The organism is Photorhabdus sp. RW14-46 (assembly GCF_963887965.1).
GTDB classification, from domain to species: domain Bacteria; phylum Pseudomonadota; class Gammaproteobacteria; order Enterobacterales; family Enterobacteriaceae; genus Photorhabdus; species Photorhabdus laumondii.
Genome location: NZ_CAWPHH010000010.1, coordinates 21,230 through 38,336, shown reverse-complemented (window position 1 = coordinate 38,336; position 17,107 = coordinate 21,230). Strand labels below are relative to the sequence as shown.

Annotated in this window: 6 protein-coding genes; 5 read left to right on the top strand and 1 reads right to left on the bottom strand. The window is 43.2% G+C overall.

The window, feature by feature from the left end; all coding sequences use genetic code 11:
• Positions 1-214: 214 nt before the first annotated feature.
• From AACQ38_RS10650 to AACQ38_RS10635, 4 genes are all read left to right on the top strand, one after another.
• Positions 215-7,549 carry a Tc toxin subunit A-related protein gene (locus AACQ38_RS10650; RefSeq protein ID WP_165578088.1) on the top strand — a complete coding sequence of 2,445 codons (7,335 nt, stop codon included), beginning with the start codon at positions 215-217 and terminating at the stop codon, positions 7,547-7,549.
• 56 nt (positions 7,550-7,605) lie between these two features.
• The gene (locus AACQ38_RS10645; RefSeq protein ID WP_165578087.1) at positions 7,606-12,033 is read left to right on the top strand and encodes a SpvB/TcaC N-terminal domain-containing protein; all 4,428 of its coding nucleotides are present in this window, start codon (positions 7,606-7,608) and stop codon (positions 12,031-12,033) included.
• Between the two features lie 52 nt (positions 12,034-12,085).
• Positions 12,086-12,406 carry a phage holin family protein gene (locus AACQ38_RS10640; RefSeq protein ID WP_011145331.1) on the top strand — a complete coding sequence of 107 codons (321 nt, stop codon included), beginning with the start codon at positions 12,086-12,088 and terminating at the stop codon, positions 12,404-12,406.
• 148 nt (positions 12,407-12,554) lie between these two features.
• Complete coding sequence (locus AACQ38_RS10635) at positions 12,555-15,467, top strand: RHS repeat protein (RefSeq protein ID WP_165578086.1); 2,913 nt, start codon at positions 12,555-12,557, stop codon at positions 15,465-15,467.
• Positions 15,468-15,576: 109 nt separating this feature from the next.
• On the opposite strand, the gene AACQ38_RS10630 is transcribed toward AACQ38_RS10635, so the two are convergent.
• Complete coding sequence (locus AACQ38_RS10630; protein WP_011145329.1) at positions 15,577-16,488, bottom strand: LysR family transcriptional regulator; 912 nt, start codon at positions 16,486-16,488, stop codon at positions 15,577-15,579.
• A gap of 386 nt (positions 16,489-16,874) precedes the next feature.
• Between AACQ38_RS10630 and AACQ38_RS10625 the strand changes: the two genes are divergently transcribed.
• Positions 16,875-17,015 carry a hypothetical protein gene (locus AACQ38_RS10625; RefSeq protein WP_165578085.1) on the top strand — a complete coding sequence of 47 codons (141 nt, stop codon included), beginning with the start codon at positions 16,875-16,877 and terminating at the stop codon, positions 17,013-17,015.
• Positions 17,016-17,107: the final 92 nt, after the last annotated feature.

Sequence of the window (17,107 nt, the reverse complement as noted above, 5' to 3'; positions counted from 1 at the left end):
TCACAACAGCCATTTAAATAAATAATAACGTTACGAAATAATTGATAGTTAAATGGTGTTTTTATTTGACCATTATTTTCAACCTAATTTCAGACCGCTATCAAACGTTACCTGTGTTGCCTTTATTTGGATGGAGATAAATAACCTTATTTATCTCCACGATATGCAAGCCAGCATAAATGTTTTATTGACTCAATATTTAAAAGGAATAAGCATGAACACACTCAAGCCCGAATATCAACAAGCGTTAGGAGCAGATTTTAATCTAACCGATATTTGCCATCTCTCTTTTGACGAACTTCGCAAAAAAGTGAAGGACAAACTCTCATGGTCACAGACCCAGAGCTTATATCTTGAAGCACAGCAGATGCAAAAGGATAACCTGCTGCATGAAGCCCGTATTCTGAAACGCGCCAACCCTCAATTACAAAGTGCGGTACATCTTGCCCTGACAACTCCTCATGCCGACCAGCAAGGTTACAATAGCCGATTTGGCAACCGCGCCAGTCAGTATGCAGCCCCTGGCGCAATTTCCTCCATGTTTTCTCCTGCGGCTTATCTGACTGAACTTTATCGTCAGGCACGAAATTTACATGCTGAAGGTTCCATTTATCATCTGGATACACGTCGCCCAGATCTAAAATCATTGGTACTCAGCCAGAAAAATATGGATACGGAGATTTCCACACTTTCTCTGTCTAATAACATGTTACTGAACAGTATTAAGACTCAGACTAATTTGGACAGCCACGCTGAAGTGATGGAAAAGTTATCAACCTTCCGCCCTTCTGGCTCAATGCCATATCACGATGCTTATGAAAGTGTACGTAAGATTATTCAATTACAGGCTCCAGTATTTGAGCAATTAAGTGTATTCCCAGAAACAACACTCTCTCAATTGAAGTATCAAGCTTCCCTGTTGGATATTAATGCTTCCGTTTCACCAGAGTTATTTACTATTCTGACAAAAGAGATTACCGGGTCTACTACTGAAACTCTTTATAATAATAATTTTGGTGATATTAAACCTTCTCTGACAAAAAAACTGGAATATCTGAAAAGTTATTACAATCTGAGTGATGAAGAGTTTAGCGACTTCCTTAAAATAAGAACTATACTTCTCCCAGAAGAAGAAATAACAATTACTGAGCCTGCATCGCATACTACTAATACACAACAAACTATCGAAAAGACTGATTATCGTGCTCTGTTGAAAATTAATAAATTTATTTATCTATTCAAAGCTATAAACTTATCACCAACGGTATTAAGTGGAATCCTCCGCAGTATCAGTCCAGAATTCAACATCAATGAAGAAGTGTTAAAAAAAATCTTCTGTATTAAATACTATATGCAACGCTACGGTATTGATGCTGAAACTGCATTAATACTGTGCAAAGCAACCATTTCACAACATAGCAATGACGGTCATCCAAGCCAGTTTGATCGTTTATTTAATTCCCCAAAACTAAATGGTCAGGGTTTTTCCACCAATGGCACTCCAGAGATTAATTTAAACCTCAGCAATACCAATGACAGAAACAAAACTGTACTTAAACTTGCTTTTAACCTCGATGATATTTCATTAAATCGACTACTAAAGGTTACCAATCCGGTCAATACTACCGAAATGATAACTAATGATATAGAGAATCTTTCTCATCTCTATCGGACAAAATTACTGGCAGATATCCATCAGTTAACTATTGATGAGTTAAGTTTACTACTAATTACCATAGGTGAAGAAAAAACCAACTTATCTACCATCAATAATACTGATCTGGTCACCCTGATTGATAAACTCTATGCCGTCACTCGCTGGCTACGTACACAGAAGTGGAGTGTCTATCAGTTATTTGTGATGACCACCACCAACTATGACAAAACCCTGACACCAGAAATCCAAAACTTACTGGATACTGTATATAACGGTCTGCAAAACTTTGACAAGAAAAAGGCAAAAACCAAAGAAGAGCTATTAAAAGCCATATCTCCTTATATCGCCGCTGCTTTACAATTACCATCTGAACATGCGGCATATTTCATACTCACCTGGGCAGATAAACTAGAACCCGGTACAGGAAACATGACAGCGGAAAAATTATGGAACTGGTTGCGAATAAATCCCGTTACCGCTCAACCAGAATTCCAAAAACAAGCTGAACTCGTGGTCCAGTATTGCCAGTGTCTAGCACAACTAGCGCTGATTTACCGTTCCATCGGCCTTAACGAAAATACCTTACGTCTGTTTGTGACAAAGCCACAACACTTTGTTATTAAAACCAAAAAAACCGAAACAATTGAGGCAACTGAAACAACCGAGACAATACCAGCACATGATGTATCAACACTCATGTCACTAACGCGTTTTGCTGACTGGGTTAACTCACTCGGTAAAAACGCCTCTTCTGTACTGACCGAATTTGAAAAGAAAACATTAACAACAGAGCTATTGGCTAAGGCCATGAATCTCGATGAAAAGCTGCTGTCACAAGCTAAGACCCAGGCAGAAACTGATTTATCCAACTGGTCATCTATCGACAGCCTATTACAGTGGATTAACATCTCACATCAATTGAACATCTCTCCACAAGGTGTTTCAGCACTAACGCAAATATTAAATACAGAATCCTCCTCTGACTATACCCAATGGGAAAACGTCGCTGCGATATTAACCTCCGGGCTGAACACCCAAAAAGCCAATACCCTACATGCATTTCTAGATGAGTCTCGCAGTGCTGCGTTAAGTACATACTCTATTTATTCTCATAACCAAAAAGATCGAGAAGAAAGAAAACATACGGTAATTAAAGACCGTGATGATCTATATCAATACCTACTAATCGATAACCAAGTTTCCTCAGCTATCAAAACCACGGAGATTGCGGAAGCTATCGCCAGTATCCAACTGTATATTAACCGCGCATTGAAAAATATGGAGGAAGATACCGACACAAGTGTCACCAGCCGTTCATTCTTCACCAACTGGGATAAATACAACAAACGCTACAGCACCTGGGCCGGCATTGCTAAGCTCCTTTACTACCCGGAAAATTACATTGAGCCAACATTGCGGATCGGCCAGACAAAAATGATGGATGCGCTACTGCAATCCATTAGCCAGAGTCAATTGAATACCGATACCGTAGAAGATGCCTTTAAATCTTATCTAACGTCATTCGAACAGGTAGCTAATTTGGAAGTCATCAGCGCCTATCATGACAACATTAATAATGACCAAGGATTAACCTATTTTATCGGACGCAGTAAAACAGAAGTGAATCAATATTATTGGCGCAGTGTAGATCACAATAAATTCAGCGAAGGTAAATTCCCCGCTAATGCCTGGAGTGAGTGGCACAAAATTGACTGCCCAATTAATCCCTACGAAGATACTATCCGCCCGGTAATTTTCCAATCCCGCCTGTATATTACCTGGCTGGAACAAAAGAAGGTAACTCATCGATCAGAAGGAGAAACTCTACCAAAAGTAGAAGCTCTATCAGAAATAAAAACTGACAAACAAGGAAGCAAAACCACCACAAGCTATTATTATGAACTAAAATTGGCACATATTCGTTATGACGCTACCTGGAATACACCAATTACCTTTGATGTAGATAAAAAAATATCTGATCTCAATCTAGAAGCGAATAAAGTGTTAGGGCTCTATTGTGCGAGTTATCAAGGCAAAGATAAGTTATTGGTGATGTTTTACCAAAAAGGTCCTGAACAGGCGAGTTATATAAATGCTCCCATGCAAGGGTTATATATCTCTTCCAATATGTCACAAGAAGAGATGAATCCTAATGATTATAAACTTAATATTCATAAACAGCTTGATACCCATACTGCAACCAATAGTGTTATAAGAGTCAATAACCGCTATGCAGAAAGCTACGAAATCCCTTCATCGGTAAACAATAATAATGGTTATGATTGGGGAGAAGGCTATCTGAGTATGGTATACGGCGGGAGTATTCTAATTACCCGCAACCAAAGCGATAATTCAAAAATCCAAATCTCACCAAAGTTAAGAATTATTCATAATGGATATGAAGGTCGACAACGTAATCAGTGCAATCTGATGAAAAAATATGGCAAACCAAAAGATAAATTTATTATTTATACCACGCTAGGCATTAACCAAAATAATTTGTCAAATAAAAAATTCATCTACCCTGTTTATCAATATGAAGGAAATGCCAGCCAGCTTAGTCAAGGAAGACTTCTATTTTATCGGGATAGTGCCACTAATTTTGTAAGAGCCTGGCTCCCTAACCTTCCCTCTGGCTCTCAAGAAATGTCCATAACCACCGGCGGTAACATTAGTGGTAATTATGGTTATATTGATAATAAACATAGTAACAACAATCCATTCAAAGAATATTTCTACATGGATGACCACGGCGGTATTGACACTGATGTTTCGGGGCCAATGTTTATTAATACAAATATTCAGCCTTCAAACGTTAAAATCACAGTGAAAACAGTGAAGGAGGATGGAACATTAACTAGTGAACCATATACAGCGAACGACAAAGTTTCAGTTAAACCACCACTCAACTTCGAAGAAATGTGTTACCAGTTTAATGGTCTCAAAGAAATAGACGTCTCCAAACTAGTATTTAAAAATAATGAAGCAAGTATTGATATCACCTTTACAGCATTTGCTGATGCATTTGAAAGTGGTCAGAAAGAACGTAACCTAGGCGAAGAACATTTTAGTATTCGTATTATCAAAAAATCGGAGACTAATAATGTCCTATCCCTTCACAGTAATTCAAGCGGGGCACAATATATGCAATGGGGAGCCTATCGCACTCGCCTTAATACGCTGTTTGCCCGTAAATTAATTAGCCGCGCCAACGCGGGGATCGACACTATTTTGAGCATGGAAACTCAAAATATTCAGGAGCTACAATTAGGAAAAGGTTTCTATGCTACATTCGTAATACCTCCCTATAACCCATCAACTCATGGTGATGAACGTTGGTTTAAGCTATATATCAAACACGTCTCTGATAATAACTCACATATTATCTATTCAGGCCAGCTAAAAGATACAAATATAAGCATCACATTATTTATTCCTCTTGATGATATTCCATTGAATCAAGATTTCCACGCCAAGGTCTATATGACCTTCAAGCAATCGCCATCAGATGGTAGCTGGTCGGGTCCTCACTTTATTAGAGATAATAAAGGAATAGTAACAATAAACTCCGGCTCCATTTTGACCCATTTTGAAAGTGTCAATGTCCTAAATAATGTGAGTAGCGAACCAATGGACTTCAACGGCGCGAACAGTCTTTATTTCTGGGAACTGTTCTACTATACCCCGATGTTGATTGCTCAGCGTTTGCTGCACGAACAAAACTTCGATGAAGCTAACCGTTGGCTGAAATATGTCTGGAACCCATCAGGCCATATTGCCAATGGTCAAAAGCAGTATCCCCACACTTGGAATGTTCGCCCATTACAAGAGGACACGAGTTGGAACGATGATCCGTTGGGTTCATTTGATCCCGATGCCATAGCGCAATATGATCCAATGCACTACAAAGTCGCTTCCTTTATGCGCACCCTTGATCTGTTGATCGAACAGGGAGATTACGCCTATCGCCAATTGGAGCGGGACACACTCGCCGAAGCCAAAATGTGGTATATGCAAGCATTGCATCTCTTGGGTGATAAACCTCATTTATCACTCAGTTCAACATGGAATGATCCAGAACTAGAAGAGGCCGCAGATCTTGAGAAACAAAAGACACATGCCAAAGCAGTAGCAGATTTACGACAAGGCCAGTCTACAGGTGGAAGCAACACAGATCTTTTCCTGCCACAGGTCAATGAAGTGATGCTGAGCTATTGGCAGAAACTGGAACAACGGCTGTATAACCTGCGCCATAACCTCTCTATTGATGGTCAGCCTTTACATTTACCTATTTTCGCAACACCAGCCGATCCAAAAGCGCTGCTCAGCGCCGCTGTCGCCAGTTCACAAGGTGGAAATAATCTTCCGTCAGCGTTTATATCAGTTTGGCGTTTCCCACACATGCTGGAAAACGCCCGCAGTATGGTCAATCAACTCACCCAATTCGGCTCCACGTTACAAAATATTATCGAACGTCAGGATGCAGAGGCATTAAACACGCTATTGCAGAATCAGGCGGCGGAACTGGTATTGACCAATCTCAGCATACAGGACAAAACCATTGAAGAGCTGGATGTTGAAAAAACTGTGCTAGAAAAAACCCGCGCCGGGGCCCAATCACGTTTTGATAGCTACAGCAAATTCTACAATGAAGACATCAACGCAGGTGAAAAACAGGCAATGGCGTTGCGAGCCTCCGTCGCTGGCATCTCTACTGCCCTTCAAGCATCACATCTGGCAGGCGCTGCACTTGATCTGGCCCCCAACATCTTTGGCTTCGCTGATGGTGGTAGCCATTGGGGGGCAATCGCCCAAGCCACAGGTAATGTCATGGAGTTTTCCGCCAGTGTCATGAACACCGAAGCGGATAAAATTAGCCAGTCTGAAGCCTACCGTCGGCGTCGTCAGGAGTGGGAAATTCAGCGTAATAACGCCGAGACAGAGCTGAAACAAATCGATGCTCAACTTGGTTCGCTGGTAGTGCGCCGTGAAGCCGCCGTGTTGCAGAAAACCAGCCTGAAAACACAACAGGAACAGACTCATGCACAACTGACCTTCCTACAACATAAGTTCAGCAATCAAGCTTTGTACAACTGGCTGCGTGGTCGGCTGTCCGCCATTTACTTCCAGTTCTATGATTTAACAGTAGCTCGCTGTTTGATGGCTGAAATGGCCTATCGCTGGGAGACTAACGATGCCGCAGCACGCTTTATCAAGCCCGGTGCCTGGCAGGGAACCCATGCCGGTTTGCTGGCAGGAGAAACCTTAATGCTGAATCTGGCACAAATGGAAGACGCGCATCTGAAACAGGAGCAACGCGTACTGGAAGTAGAACGTACCGTTTCACTGGCAAATATCTATAAAGAGAAAGGTCAATTTTCCCTGACTGAGAAAATTGCAGAACTGATGAAGAATAAATTAGTCACTGCCGGTAGCGGAAATAATACCCTGAAGTTTGGTACCGGAAATGCCCAAACGTCTCTGCAAGCATCCATTTCGTTAGCTGACTTACAAATTCGTCACGATTACCCAGAAAACAGTGGAGTCGGTAACGTTCGCCGGATTAAACAGATCAGTGTCACCCTGCCAGCACTGTTAGGTCCCTATCAGGATGTGCAGGCGATTCTGTCTTACAGCGGAGATGTCACTGGATTGGCTGAAAGTTGCAAATCGTTGGCGGTTTCTCATGGGATGAATGACAGCGGCCAGTTCCAACTGGATTTCAACGATGGCAAATTCCTGCCATTTGAAGGAATCGACATCGATAAAGGTACGCTGACATTGAGCTTCCCAAATGCAATTGGTGAAGGAAGCAAAGAAGGCAAACAAAAAACCATGCTGGAGAGTCTAAGCGACATCATTCTGCATATTCGCTACACCATTCGCCAATAACGATTTCAATTAAGTGCTAAAACAGGCCCCTAAATGGGGCCTGCAAGGAGTCTTTCATGCAAAATTCACAAGATTTTAGTATTACAGAACTATCACTGCCCAAAGGAGGAGGCGCTATCACGGGAATGGGGGAAGCGTTAACCCCCGCCGGACCGGATGGTATGGCCGCGCTATCTCTACCATTACCTATTTCTGCCGGGCGCGGTTATGCCCCGTCACTCGCCTTAAACTACAACAGCGGTGCCGGTAACACTCCATTTGGTCTAGGTTGGGATTGCAACGTTATGACCATCCGCCGCCGCACCCATTTTGGCGTCCCCCATTATAACGAAACCGATACTTTCCTTGGGCCGGAAGGCGAAGTACTGGTAGTCGCGGATCAACCGCGTGATGAATCGACATTACAGGGTATCAACCTAGGCGCTATCTTCACCGTTACCGGATACCGTTCCCGTCTGGAAAGTCATTTCAGCCGATTGGAATATTGGCAGCCCAAGACAACAGGCAAAACAGATTTTTGGCTGATATATAGCCCAGATGGGCAGGTACATTTATTGGGTAAATCACCGCAAGCACGGATCAGCAACCCATCCCAAACGACACAAACAGCACAATGGTTGCTGGAAGCTTCTGTATCACCACATGGTGAGCAAATTTATTATCAGTACCGGGCCGAAGATAACTTAGATTGTGAAACTAACGAAATTACGCTCCATCCACAGGCCACAGCACAACGTTATTTACATATAGTGTATTACGGCAACCGGACAGCCAGCGAAACGTTACCCGGTCTGAATGGTCGCGCCCCATCACAAGCAGACTGGTTGTTCTACCTGGTATTTGATTACGGCGAACGCAGTAACAACCTGAAAATGCCACCAGCATTTACAGCAACGGGTAACTGGCTTTGTCGTCAGGACCGTTTTTCCCGTTATGAATATGGCTTTGCATTACGTACTCGCCGTTTATGCCGTCAGATACTGATGTATCACTGCCTGCAAGCGCTGGATAATAAGATAAAAGAACACAACGGACCAACGCTGGTTTCACGCCTGATACTCAATTATGACGAAAGCGCAATCGCCAGCACGCTGGTATTCGTTCGTCGAGTAGGACATGAGCAAGACGGTACTGCCGTCACCCTGCCACCATTAGAATTGGCGTATCAAGATTTTTCACCGCAACATAACACTGACTGGCAACCGATGGATGTGCTGGCAAACTTCAATGCCATTCAGCGCTGGCAGCTAGTCGATCTAAAAGGCGAAGGATTACCCGGCCTGCTATATCAGGATAAAAACGCTTGGTGGTACCGTTCCGCACAGCGTCTGGGTGAAATTGGCTCAGATACCGTCACTTGGGAAAAAATACAGCCTTTGTCTGTTATCCCTTCCTTGCAAAGCAACGCCTCGTTGGTGGATATCAACGGAGACGGCCAACTTGATTGGGTTATCACCGGACCGGGATTACGGGGATATCATAGTCAACGTCCAGATGGCAGTTGGACACGTTTTACCCCACTCAATGCTCTGCCGGTGGAATATACTCATCCACGTGCGCAACTCGCCGATTTAATGGGAGCCGGGCTCTCTGATTTAGTGCTGATCGGCCCTAATAGTGTGCGTTTATATGCCAATACTCGTGACGGCTTCGCCAAAGGAAAAGATGTGGTGCAATCCGGTGATGTCACGCTGCCAGTACCGGGTGCCGATCCGCGTAAGCTGGTGGCGTTTAGTGATGTATTGGGTTCCGGTCAGGCACATCTGGTTGAAGTGAGCGCAACTAAAGTCACCTGCTGGCCTAATCTGGGGCATGGACGTTTTGGTCAACCCATTACCCTGCCGGGATTCAGCCAGCCAGAGGCTATATTTAACCCGGCTCAAGTTTATCTGGCCGATCTGGATGGCAGCGGCCCAACGGATCTGATTTATGTTCACACCAACCGTCTGGACATCTTCCTGAATAAAAGTGGCAACGGTTTTGCCGCACCGATGACATTGCGCTTCCCAGAAGGCTTGCGTTTTGACCATACCTGTCAGTTACAAGTGGCCGATATACAAGGGTTAGGTGTCGCCAGCCTGATACTGAGCGTGCCACATATGACCCCCCATCACTGGCGTTGTGATCTAACCAGCGCAAAACCGTGGTTACTCAGCGAAATGAACAACAATATGGGAGCCCACCACACCTTGCGTTACCGCAGTTCCGCCCAGTTCTGGCTGGATGAAAAAGCCGCGGCACTGGTTGCCGGACAAACACCGGTTTGTTATCTCCCCTTCCCGGTACATACCCTATGGCAAACGGAAACAGCGGATGAAATCAGCGGCAACAAATTAGTCACAACACTGCGTTATGCTCGTGGCGCTTGGGATGGGCGTGAACGGGAATTTCGCGGATTTGGTTATGTTGAGCAGACAGACAGCCATCAACTGGCCCAAGGCAACGCGTCAGAACGCACCCCACCCGCGATGACCAAAAACTGGTATGCCACCGGGCTACCGGTAATAGATAACACATTATCAACAGAGTATTGGCGTGGTGATAATCAGGCTTTTGCCGGTTTTTCACCACGCTTTACGACTTGGCAAGATGGCAAAGATATTCTGTTAACACCGGAAGATGATAACAGCCAGTATTGGCTAAACCGGGCACTGAAAGGTCAACTGCTACGTAGTGAGCTGTACGGATTGGACGACAGTACAAATAAACACGTTCCCTATACTGTCACTGAATTTCGTCCACAGGTACGTCGATTACAGCAGGCAGATAACCAATACCCGGTACTTTGGTCATCTGTAGTTGAAAGCCGCAGCTATCATTACGAGCGTATCGCCAGCGACCCACAATGCAGCCAAGATATTACGCTATCCAGTGATCTATTTGGCCAACCGCTAAAACAGGTTTCGGTACAGTATCCACGCCGAAAGCAACCAGCAATCAATCCGTATCCTGATACGCTGCCTGATGAATTGTTAGCCAACAGCTATGATGAACAGCAACGCCAATTACGGCTCACCTATCAACAATCCAGTTGGCATCATCTGACCGACAATACCGTTCGGGTGTTAGGACTACCGGATAGTACCCGCAGTGATATCTTCACTTATGAAGCTAAAAATGTACCTGCTGGTGGTTTAAATCTGGAACTACTGAGTATTAAAGATAGCCTGATTGCGGATAATAAACCGCGTGAATATCTCGGCCAGAAAAAAACCATTTATACCAATGGGAAAAATGCAGCGCCATTGCAAACGCCAACGCGACAAGCGCTAGTTGCCTTTACCGAGACAACGGTATTTAGTCAATCCACACTATCAGCGTTTGATGGGAGTATCCCATCTGCTCAATTGTCAACGACGCTGGAACAAGCCGGATACCAACAAACAAATTATCTATTTCCTCGCACCGGAGAAGATAAAATCTGGGTAGCTCATCATGGTTATACCGATTACGGTACAGCCGCACAGTTCTGGCGCCCGCAAAAACAGAGCAACACCCAACTCACGGGCAAAATTACACTCACTTGGGATGCAACCTATTGCGTTGTCACACAAACCCGAGATGCTGCTGGGCTGACAACCTCAGCCAAATATGACTGGCGTTTTCTGACCCCTGTGCAACTCACAGATATCAATGACAATCAGCACCTTATCATGCTGGATGCACTAGGCCGGCCAATCACACTGCGCTTTTGGGGAACTGAAAACGGCAAGATGACCGGTTACTCTTCACCGGAAAAAGCACCGTTTTCTCCACCGTCCGATGTGAACTCCGCTATTGAGTTAAAAAAACCGCTCCCTGTAGCACAGTGTCAAGTTTACGCACCAGAAAGCTGGATGCCAGTATTAAGTCAGAAAGCCCTCAATAGGCTGGCAGAGCAAGATCGGCAAAAGTTATACAATACCCGAATCATCACCGAAGACGGGCGCATATGTACACTGGCCTATCGCCACTGGTCACAAAGTCAAAAGGCAACCCCTCAACTCATTAGCCTGTTAAACAACGGCCCCCATTTACCCCCTCACAGCCTCACATTGACTACGGATCGTTATGATCACGATCCTGAGCAACAGATCCGTCAACAGGTAGTATTCAGTGATGGCTTTGGTCGCTTACTGCAAGCCGCTGCCCGACATGAAGCAGGTATGGCTTGGCAACGCAATAAAGAGGGTTCTCTGATGATAAGTGTCAAGCATACTGAGAATCGTTGGGCAGTGACTGGACGAACGGAATATGACAATAAGGGACAGCCGATACGCACCTATCAGCCCTATTTCCTCAATGACTGGCGATACGTTAGCAATGACAGTGCCCGGCAGGAAAAAGAAGCTTATGCAGATACCCATGTCTATGATCCCGTTGGTCGAGAAATCAAGGTTATCACCGCAAAAGGTTGGTTACGCCGAACCTTGTTCACTCCTTGGTTTACTGTCAATGAGGATGAAAATGACACGGCTGCTGAGGTGAATGAGGTGAATATGTAACTTGATCAATCCCGCCTGCCTAACAGGCGGGAAACAGAGATGGAGGTGAAAGGTGTTGCTCATAATACCGTCAGATACTCAACTTATCATCTGGTTGATCATTGGTTTTATTGCGGCCTGGGGCGGACTCGTAAGGTACCTCATTGATATGCAAAACAAACAATATAAATGGAGTTGGATCAACGTATTCTGTCAACTCATCATCTCCTGCTTTACCGGTGTACTAGGAGGATTGCTGAGTTTTGAAAGTGGCGGCAGTATCTATATGACTTTTGCAATTGCAGGTTTATTCGGCACAACAGGAAGTACCGGACTGAACTGGCTCTGGCGCCGCCTCATTACGTATCATCATGATCATGGAAGGAAGCAATAAGGCCCCACTGCCACAATAAACCATCAGTCTCTAGTTAACCTGCGAAATTATCGACTACACTATCGACTATCGTAAGAAAACTAACATACAGACAACAATTGCGATTGCAGAAAGGATTACACACAACAACCCAACAACGAGGTAACTCATGAAAAACATTGATCCCAAACTTTATCAAAAGACTCCCGTCGTCAATGTCCAAGACAACCGTGGTCTGACAATCCGTAACATCGATTTTCACCGTACCACTGCAAACGGTGATACCGATACCCGTATTACCTGCCATCAATACAATACTCACGGACACCTAAGTCAAAGCATCGATCCACGCCTATATGAGGCCAAGAAAACCAATAGTACGATCAAACCCAATTTTCTCTGGCAGTATGATTTGACCGGCAATCCCTTACGTACAGAGAGCATTGATGCAGGTCGCACTGTCACCTTGAATGATATTGAAGGCCGTCCGCTGCTGACGGTAACGGCAACAGGTGTCATACAAACCCGTCAATATGAAACTTCTTCCCTGCCCGGCCGTCTGTTATCTGTTACCGAACAAACACCAGAGGAAAAAACATCCCGTACCACCGAGCGCCTGATTTGGGCCGGCAATACCGAAGCAGAGAAAGACCATAACCTTGCCGGCCAGTGCGTGCGCCACTATGACACGGCGGGAGTTACCCGATTGGAGAGTTCGTCACTGACCGGTACTGTTTTATCGCAATCCAGCCAACTCTTGCTCGACACTCAAGCAGCTAACTGGACAGGTGATAACGAAACCGGCTGGCAAAACATGCTGGCTGCTGACATCTACACCATCCTGAGCACCTTCGATGCCACCGGCGCTTTACTGACTCAGACCGATGCGAAAGGCAACATTCAGAGGCTAGCCTATGATGTGGCCGGGCAGCTAAACGGGAGCGGGTTAACACTAAAAGGTCAGACGGAACAAGTGATTATCAAATCCCTGACCTATTCTGCTGCCGGACAAAAATTACGCGAGGAACACGGCAATGGTGTTATCACCGAATACAGTTATGAACCGGAAACCCAACGGCTTATCGGTATCAAAACCCGCCGTTCGTTAGACACCAATCCGTCAGACACCAAAGTGTTGCAAGACTTACGCTATGAGTATGACCCGGTAGGCAATGTCATCAGTATCCGTAACGATGCGGAAGCCACCCGCTTTTGGCACAACCAGAAAGTGGTGCCGGAAAGTACTTATATCTACGACTCCCTGTATCAGCTTATCAGCGCCACCGGGCGCGAGATGGCGAATATAGGTCAACAAAGTCACCCATTTCCCTCCCCGGCTCTACCTTCTGATAACAACACCTACACCAACTATACCCGTACATATACTTATGACCGTGGCGGCAATCTGACTAAAATCCAGCACAGTTCACCGGCGACGCAAAACAACTACACCACAAACATCACGGTTTCTCACCAGAGCAATCGCGCAGTACTCAGCACACTGACCGAAGATCCGACACAAGTAGATGCTTTATTTGACGCAGGCGGGCACCAGAACACGTTGATAGCAGGACAAAACCTGAACTGGAATCCACGCGGTGAACTACAACAAGTGACATTGGTGAAACGGGACAAGAGCGCCAATGATGATCGGGAATGGTATCGTTATAGTGGTGACGGGAGAAGGATATTAAAAGTCAACGAACAACGGACCAGCAACAACGCTCAAATACAACGAATAACTTATTTGCCGAGTCTGGAACTCCGTCTAACGCAAGACAACACGACCACAACCGAAGATTTGCAAGTTATCACCGTAGGAGAAGCAGGCCGGGCACAGGTACGCGTATTACATTGGGAGAGCGGTAAACCGGAAGATATCGACAATAATCAGTTGCGTTATAGTTACGATAATATTATCGGTTCCAGTCAGCTTGAATTAGATAGCAAAGGAGAAATTATTAGTGAAGAAGAGTACTATCCCTATGGTGGCACGGCATTATGGGCGGCAAGGAACAAAACAGAAGCCAGTTATAAAACCATCCGTTATTCAGGCAAAGAGCGGGATGCCACCGGGCTATATTATTACGGTTACCGATATTATCAGCCTTGGGTAGGACGATGGTTAAGCGCCGATCCCGCAGGAACAATCGATGGGCTGAATTTATATCGAATGGTGAGGAATAATCCAATTAAATATCATGATACTGATGGTAGAGCCCCTGAAATTAAAGATGTCGAACACACGGTGATATATGGTTTCAGTCATCACCGCGGATCAGAAATGGGGAAGGCATTCGCGGCTAATAAGAATCCTGTTACCATCGATGAATATAATGCTGGGCTTGGTATCATGGGTGAATTAAGTCTGTCTGATTATTTTAGAATTTCTCAAAATCTTAAAGAAGACAGTCCACCTAAATTGAATGAGGAAAATATAAGAACTAACTCAAGTAAATATCTGGTAGCAATGGGTATAGAGGAAAGTTCAGCTACTGATAAAATCAAACAGGAAGCCTATGAACAACAATATGCTTACACTGCGTCATGGAGTTTTCATATGGTAGAAAATAAAGAAAAATTAGATATTCAAAGTAAAGTAAAAAATCTTCTCCCCTCAAAAGGTCTTTTCAGTGGGTTATCCGGCCAAAAAAGATTCCAGAAATTAGATGCATTTATTTTAAAAAATAGTGATGGTAGCGATTTCACTATTCAAAGGCAGAGAGATATATTAACGAAATTTGCTTCCGCAGGAAATGCAGGAGAACTTGAAAGCACCTTATCAGCAGCAGACCAATCATGGCTAAAAAATACTATTGCAACGGCATTCTTTAGACAAACAAGTAAATTAGGTATGGATTGGTTTATAAAACAACTAGCATCACCTGATTTCAGATTTGTTATGGCTGGATATAACGGGGAAAAATTGACTATCGAGCAATTAAAATCAGAACAACCCTGGAAAACAGGAAAAAGAAGGAAAGAAGGTCCGAATGAATATGCCGAAGCAATAACTTTCTCTGAAATTCGTCACGCCTATAGAAAAAAATACGACAGTACAATAAACTTTATCCAGAAATAATTAGGGACAAGCCATGAGGAAATATTTATCTCATGGCTTGATAACTTTTAATATCAAATAATTAAAACAATATCTAACCCATTAAAATAACAATACTTTATCTCCCATTCTAAAATATCAAATCAGAAATTAATGAATTTAATGGTTCTTTATATTTATTTCTGAGAGCATAAGCACAATATCTTACCGATGGTTCTGGATATGATTCAAAATTCAGAAATGTTATACCTTTATCAATATGGGCAGAATAGCGCATTTCATTGGGGGTCATTAAACTTATCGCGACCCCTGCTTTTATCAGTTCCAATCTATTAGTAAAATCAGGGATCGTTAATAACGCTAAATTTTGGTATTCAGGTGGATAATTCAATGGCATAAAATTATCGCATTGTTTTAAAAAGGCACTATTATGCTGAACCAAAGGAAAACTATATATTATTTCATCAACATGACTCTCTGGTTCTAAAATATCATTGGATACAGCAAGAGACAACTTTTGATAAGCTCCATCTATCCTGATGATATCATCATTATCTGGATAACATTCAGTGGTCACATAAACCGTTATATCCTCTTTCATTAAGGAAGAAAATACTGCATCTTGTCTTATTAAATCATCAATGAGGAAATTGTTGATTATACAAATATCGCGGTAATGATAACGTTGCACCGCTCTTTTTACGACCGTAGATATCTTATTAACATATTCTCCACTGGTGCCAATAACCAGTTTATCTCTGCTTGATGATTTGCAATTTCTACGACAATTCCAGTTATCCTCAACTTTCTGAATTCTTTCATAACATGGCAACAACTCTTGATATAACGCCCTGCCCTCTTCTGTGAGCTTGGTTTTTCCCGGTAGTCGCTCGAATAATTGGCACCCCACACGTTGTTCCAGTTGATATACGAGCCTGCTAAGTGGAGAGGGGGTAATACAAAGTGTATCCGCTGCTAACGTGAATGACTCTTTCTTCGCTGATTCCATAAAATACTTTAGTTGCTTTGAACAAAATATCATCACACACCCTCTTGTTTTTATTCCAGAAATAGAATATTAACCATAGAACATGACAACGATGTTTCTACTTTGCATTCTTTTACATTAGGAGATGCATTAATTGATATTGGATTTCACCACCTAAATTATGAAAATTTATTTAACACTTGCATAATGGTTATGAAATAAATATAACTTACCACTATATTAGCATAATGATTTTAATTAAAATTAATATTCTGTTATTGCACATAAATATCTCATTATCATTCATATTTTACATTTCAATTAGTTGCAAAATTATCGGCAATATTCCCATTAAATGAATTTCAATATAACATTAAATAAACTATATAATTTACACTCATCATAACTGAATTTCATTATTCTTTCATTGCTCATCAATCATGATGTATACCCTATTGATTTCAAGATGCATCGCGGCGGCAAGGGAGCGAATCCCCGGGAGCATAGCAAACTATGTGACCGGGGTGAGTGAGTGCAGCCAACAAAGAGGCAACTTGAAAGATGACGGGTATAAGCAATAACAACTTATTCCTTCCATCCTTATTCAAAAAAAAATTGCAAATTTTGCAGCTGCTTTTTTTGCAACAGCTATTTGAAGAAAACAGTGGCATAG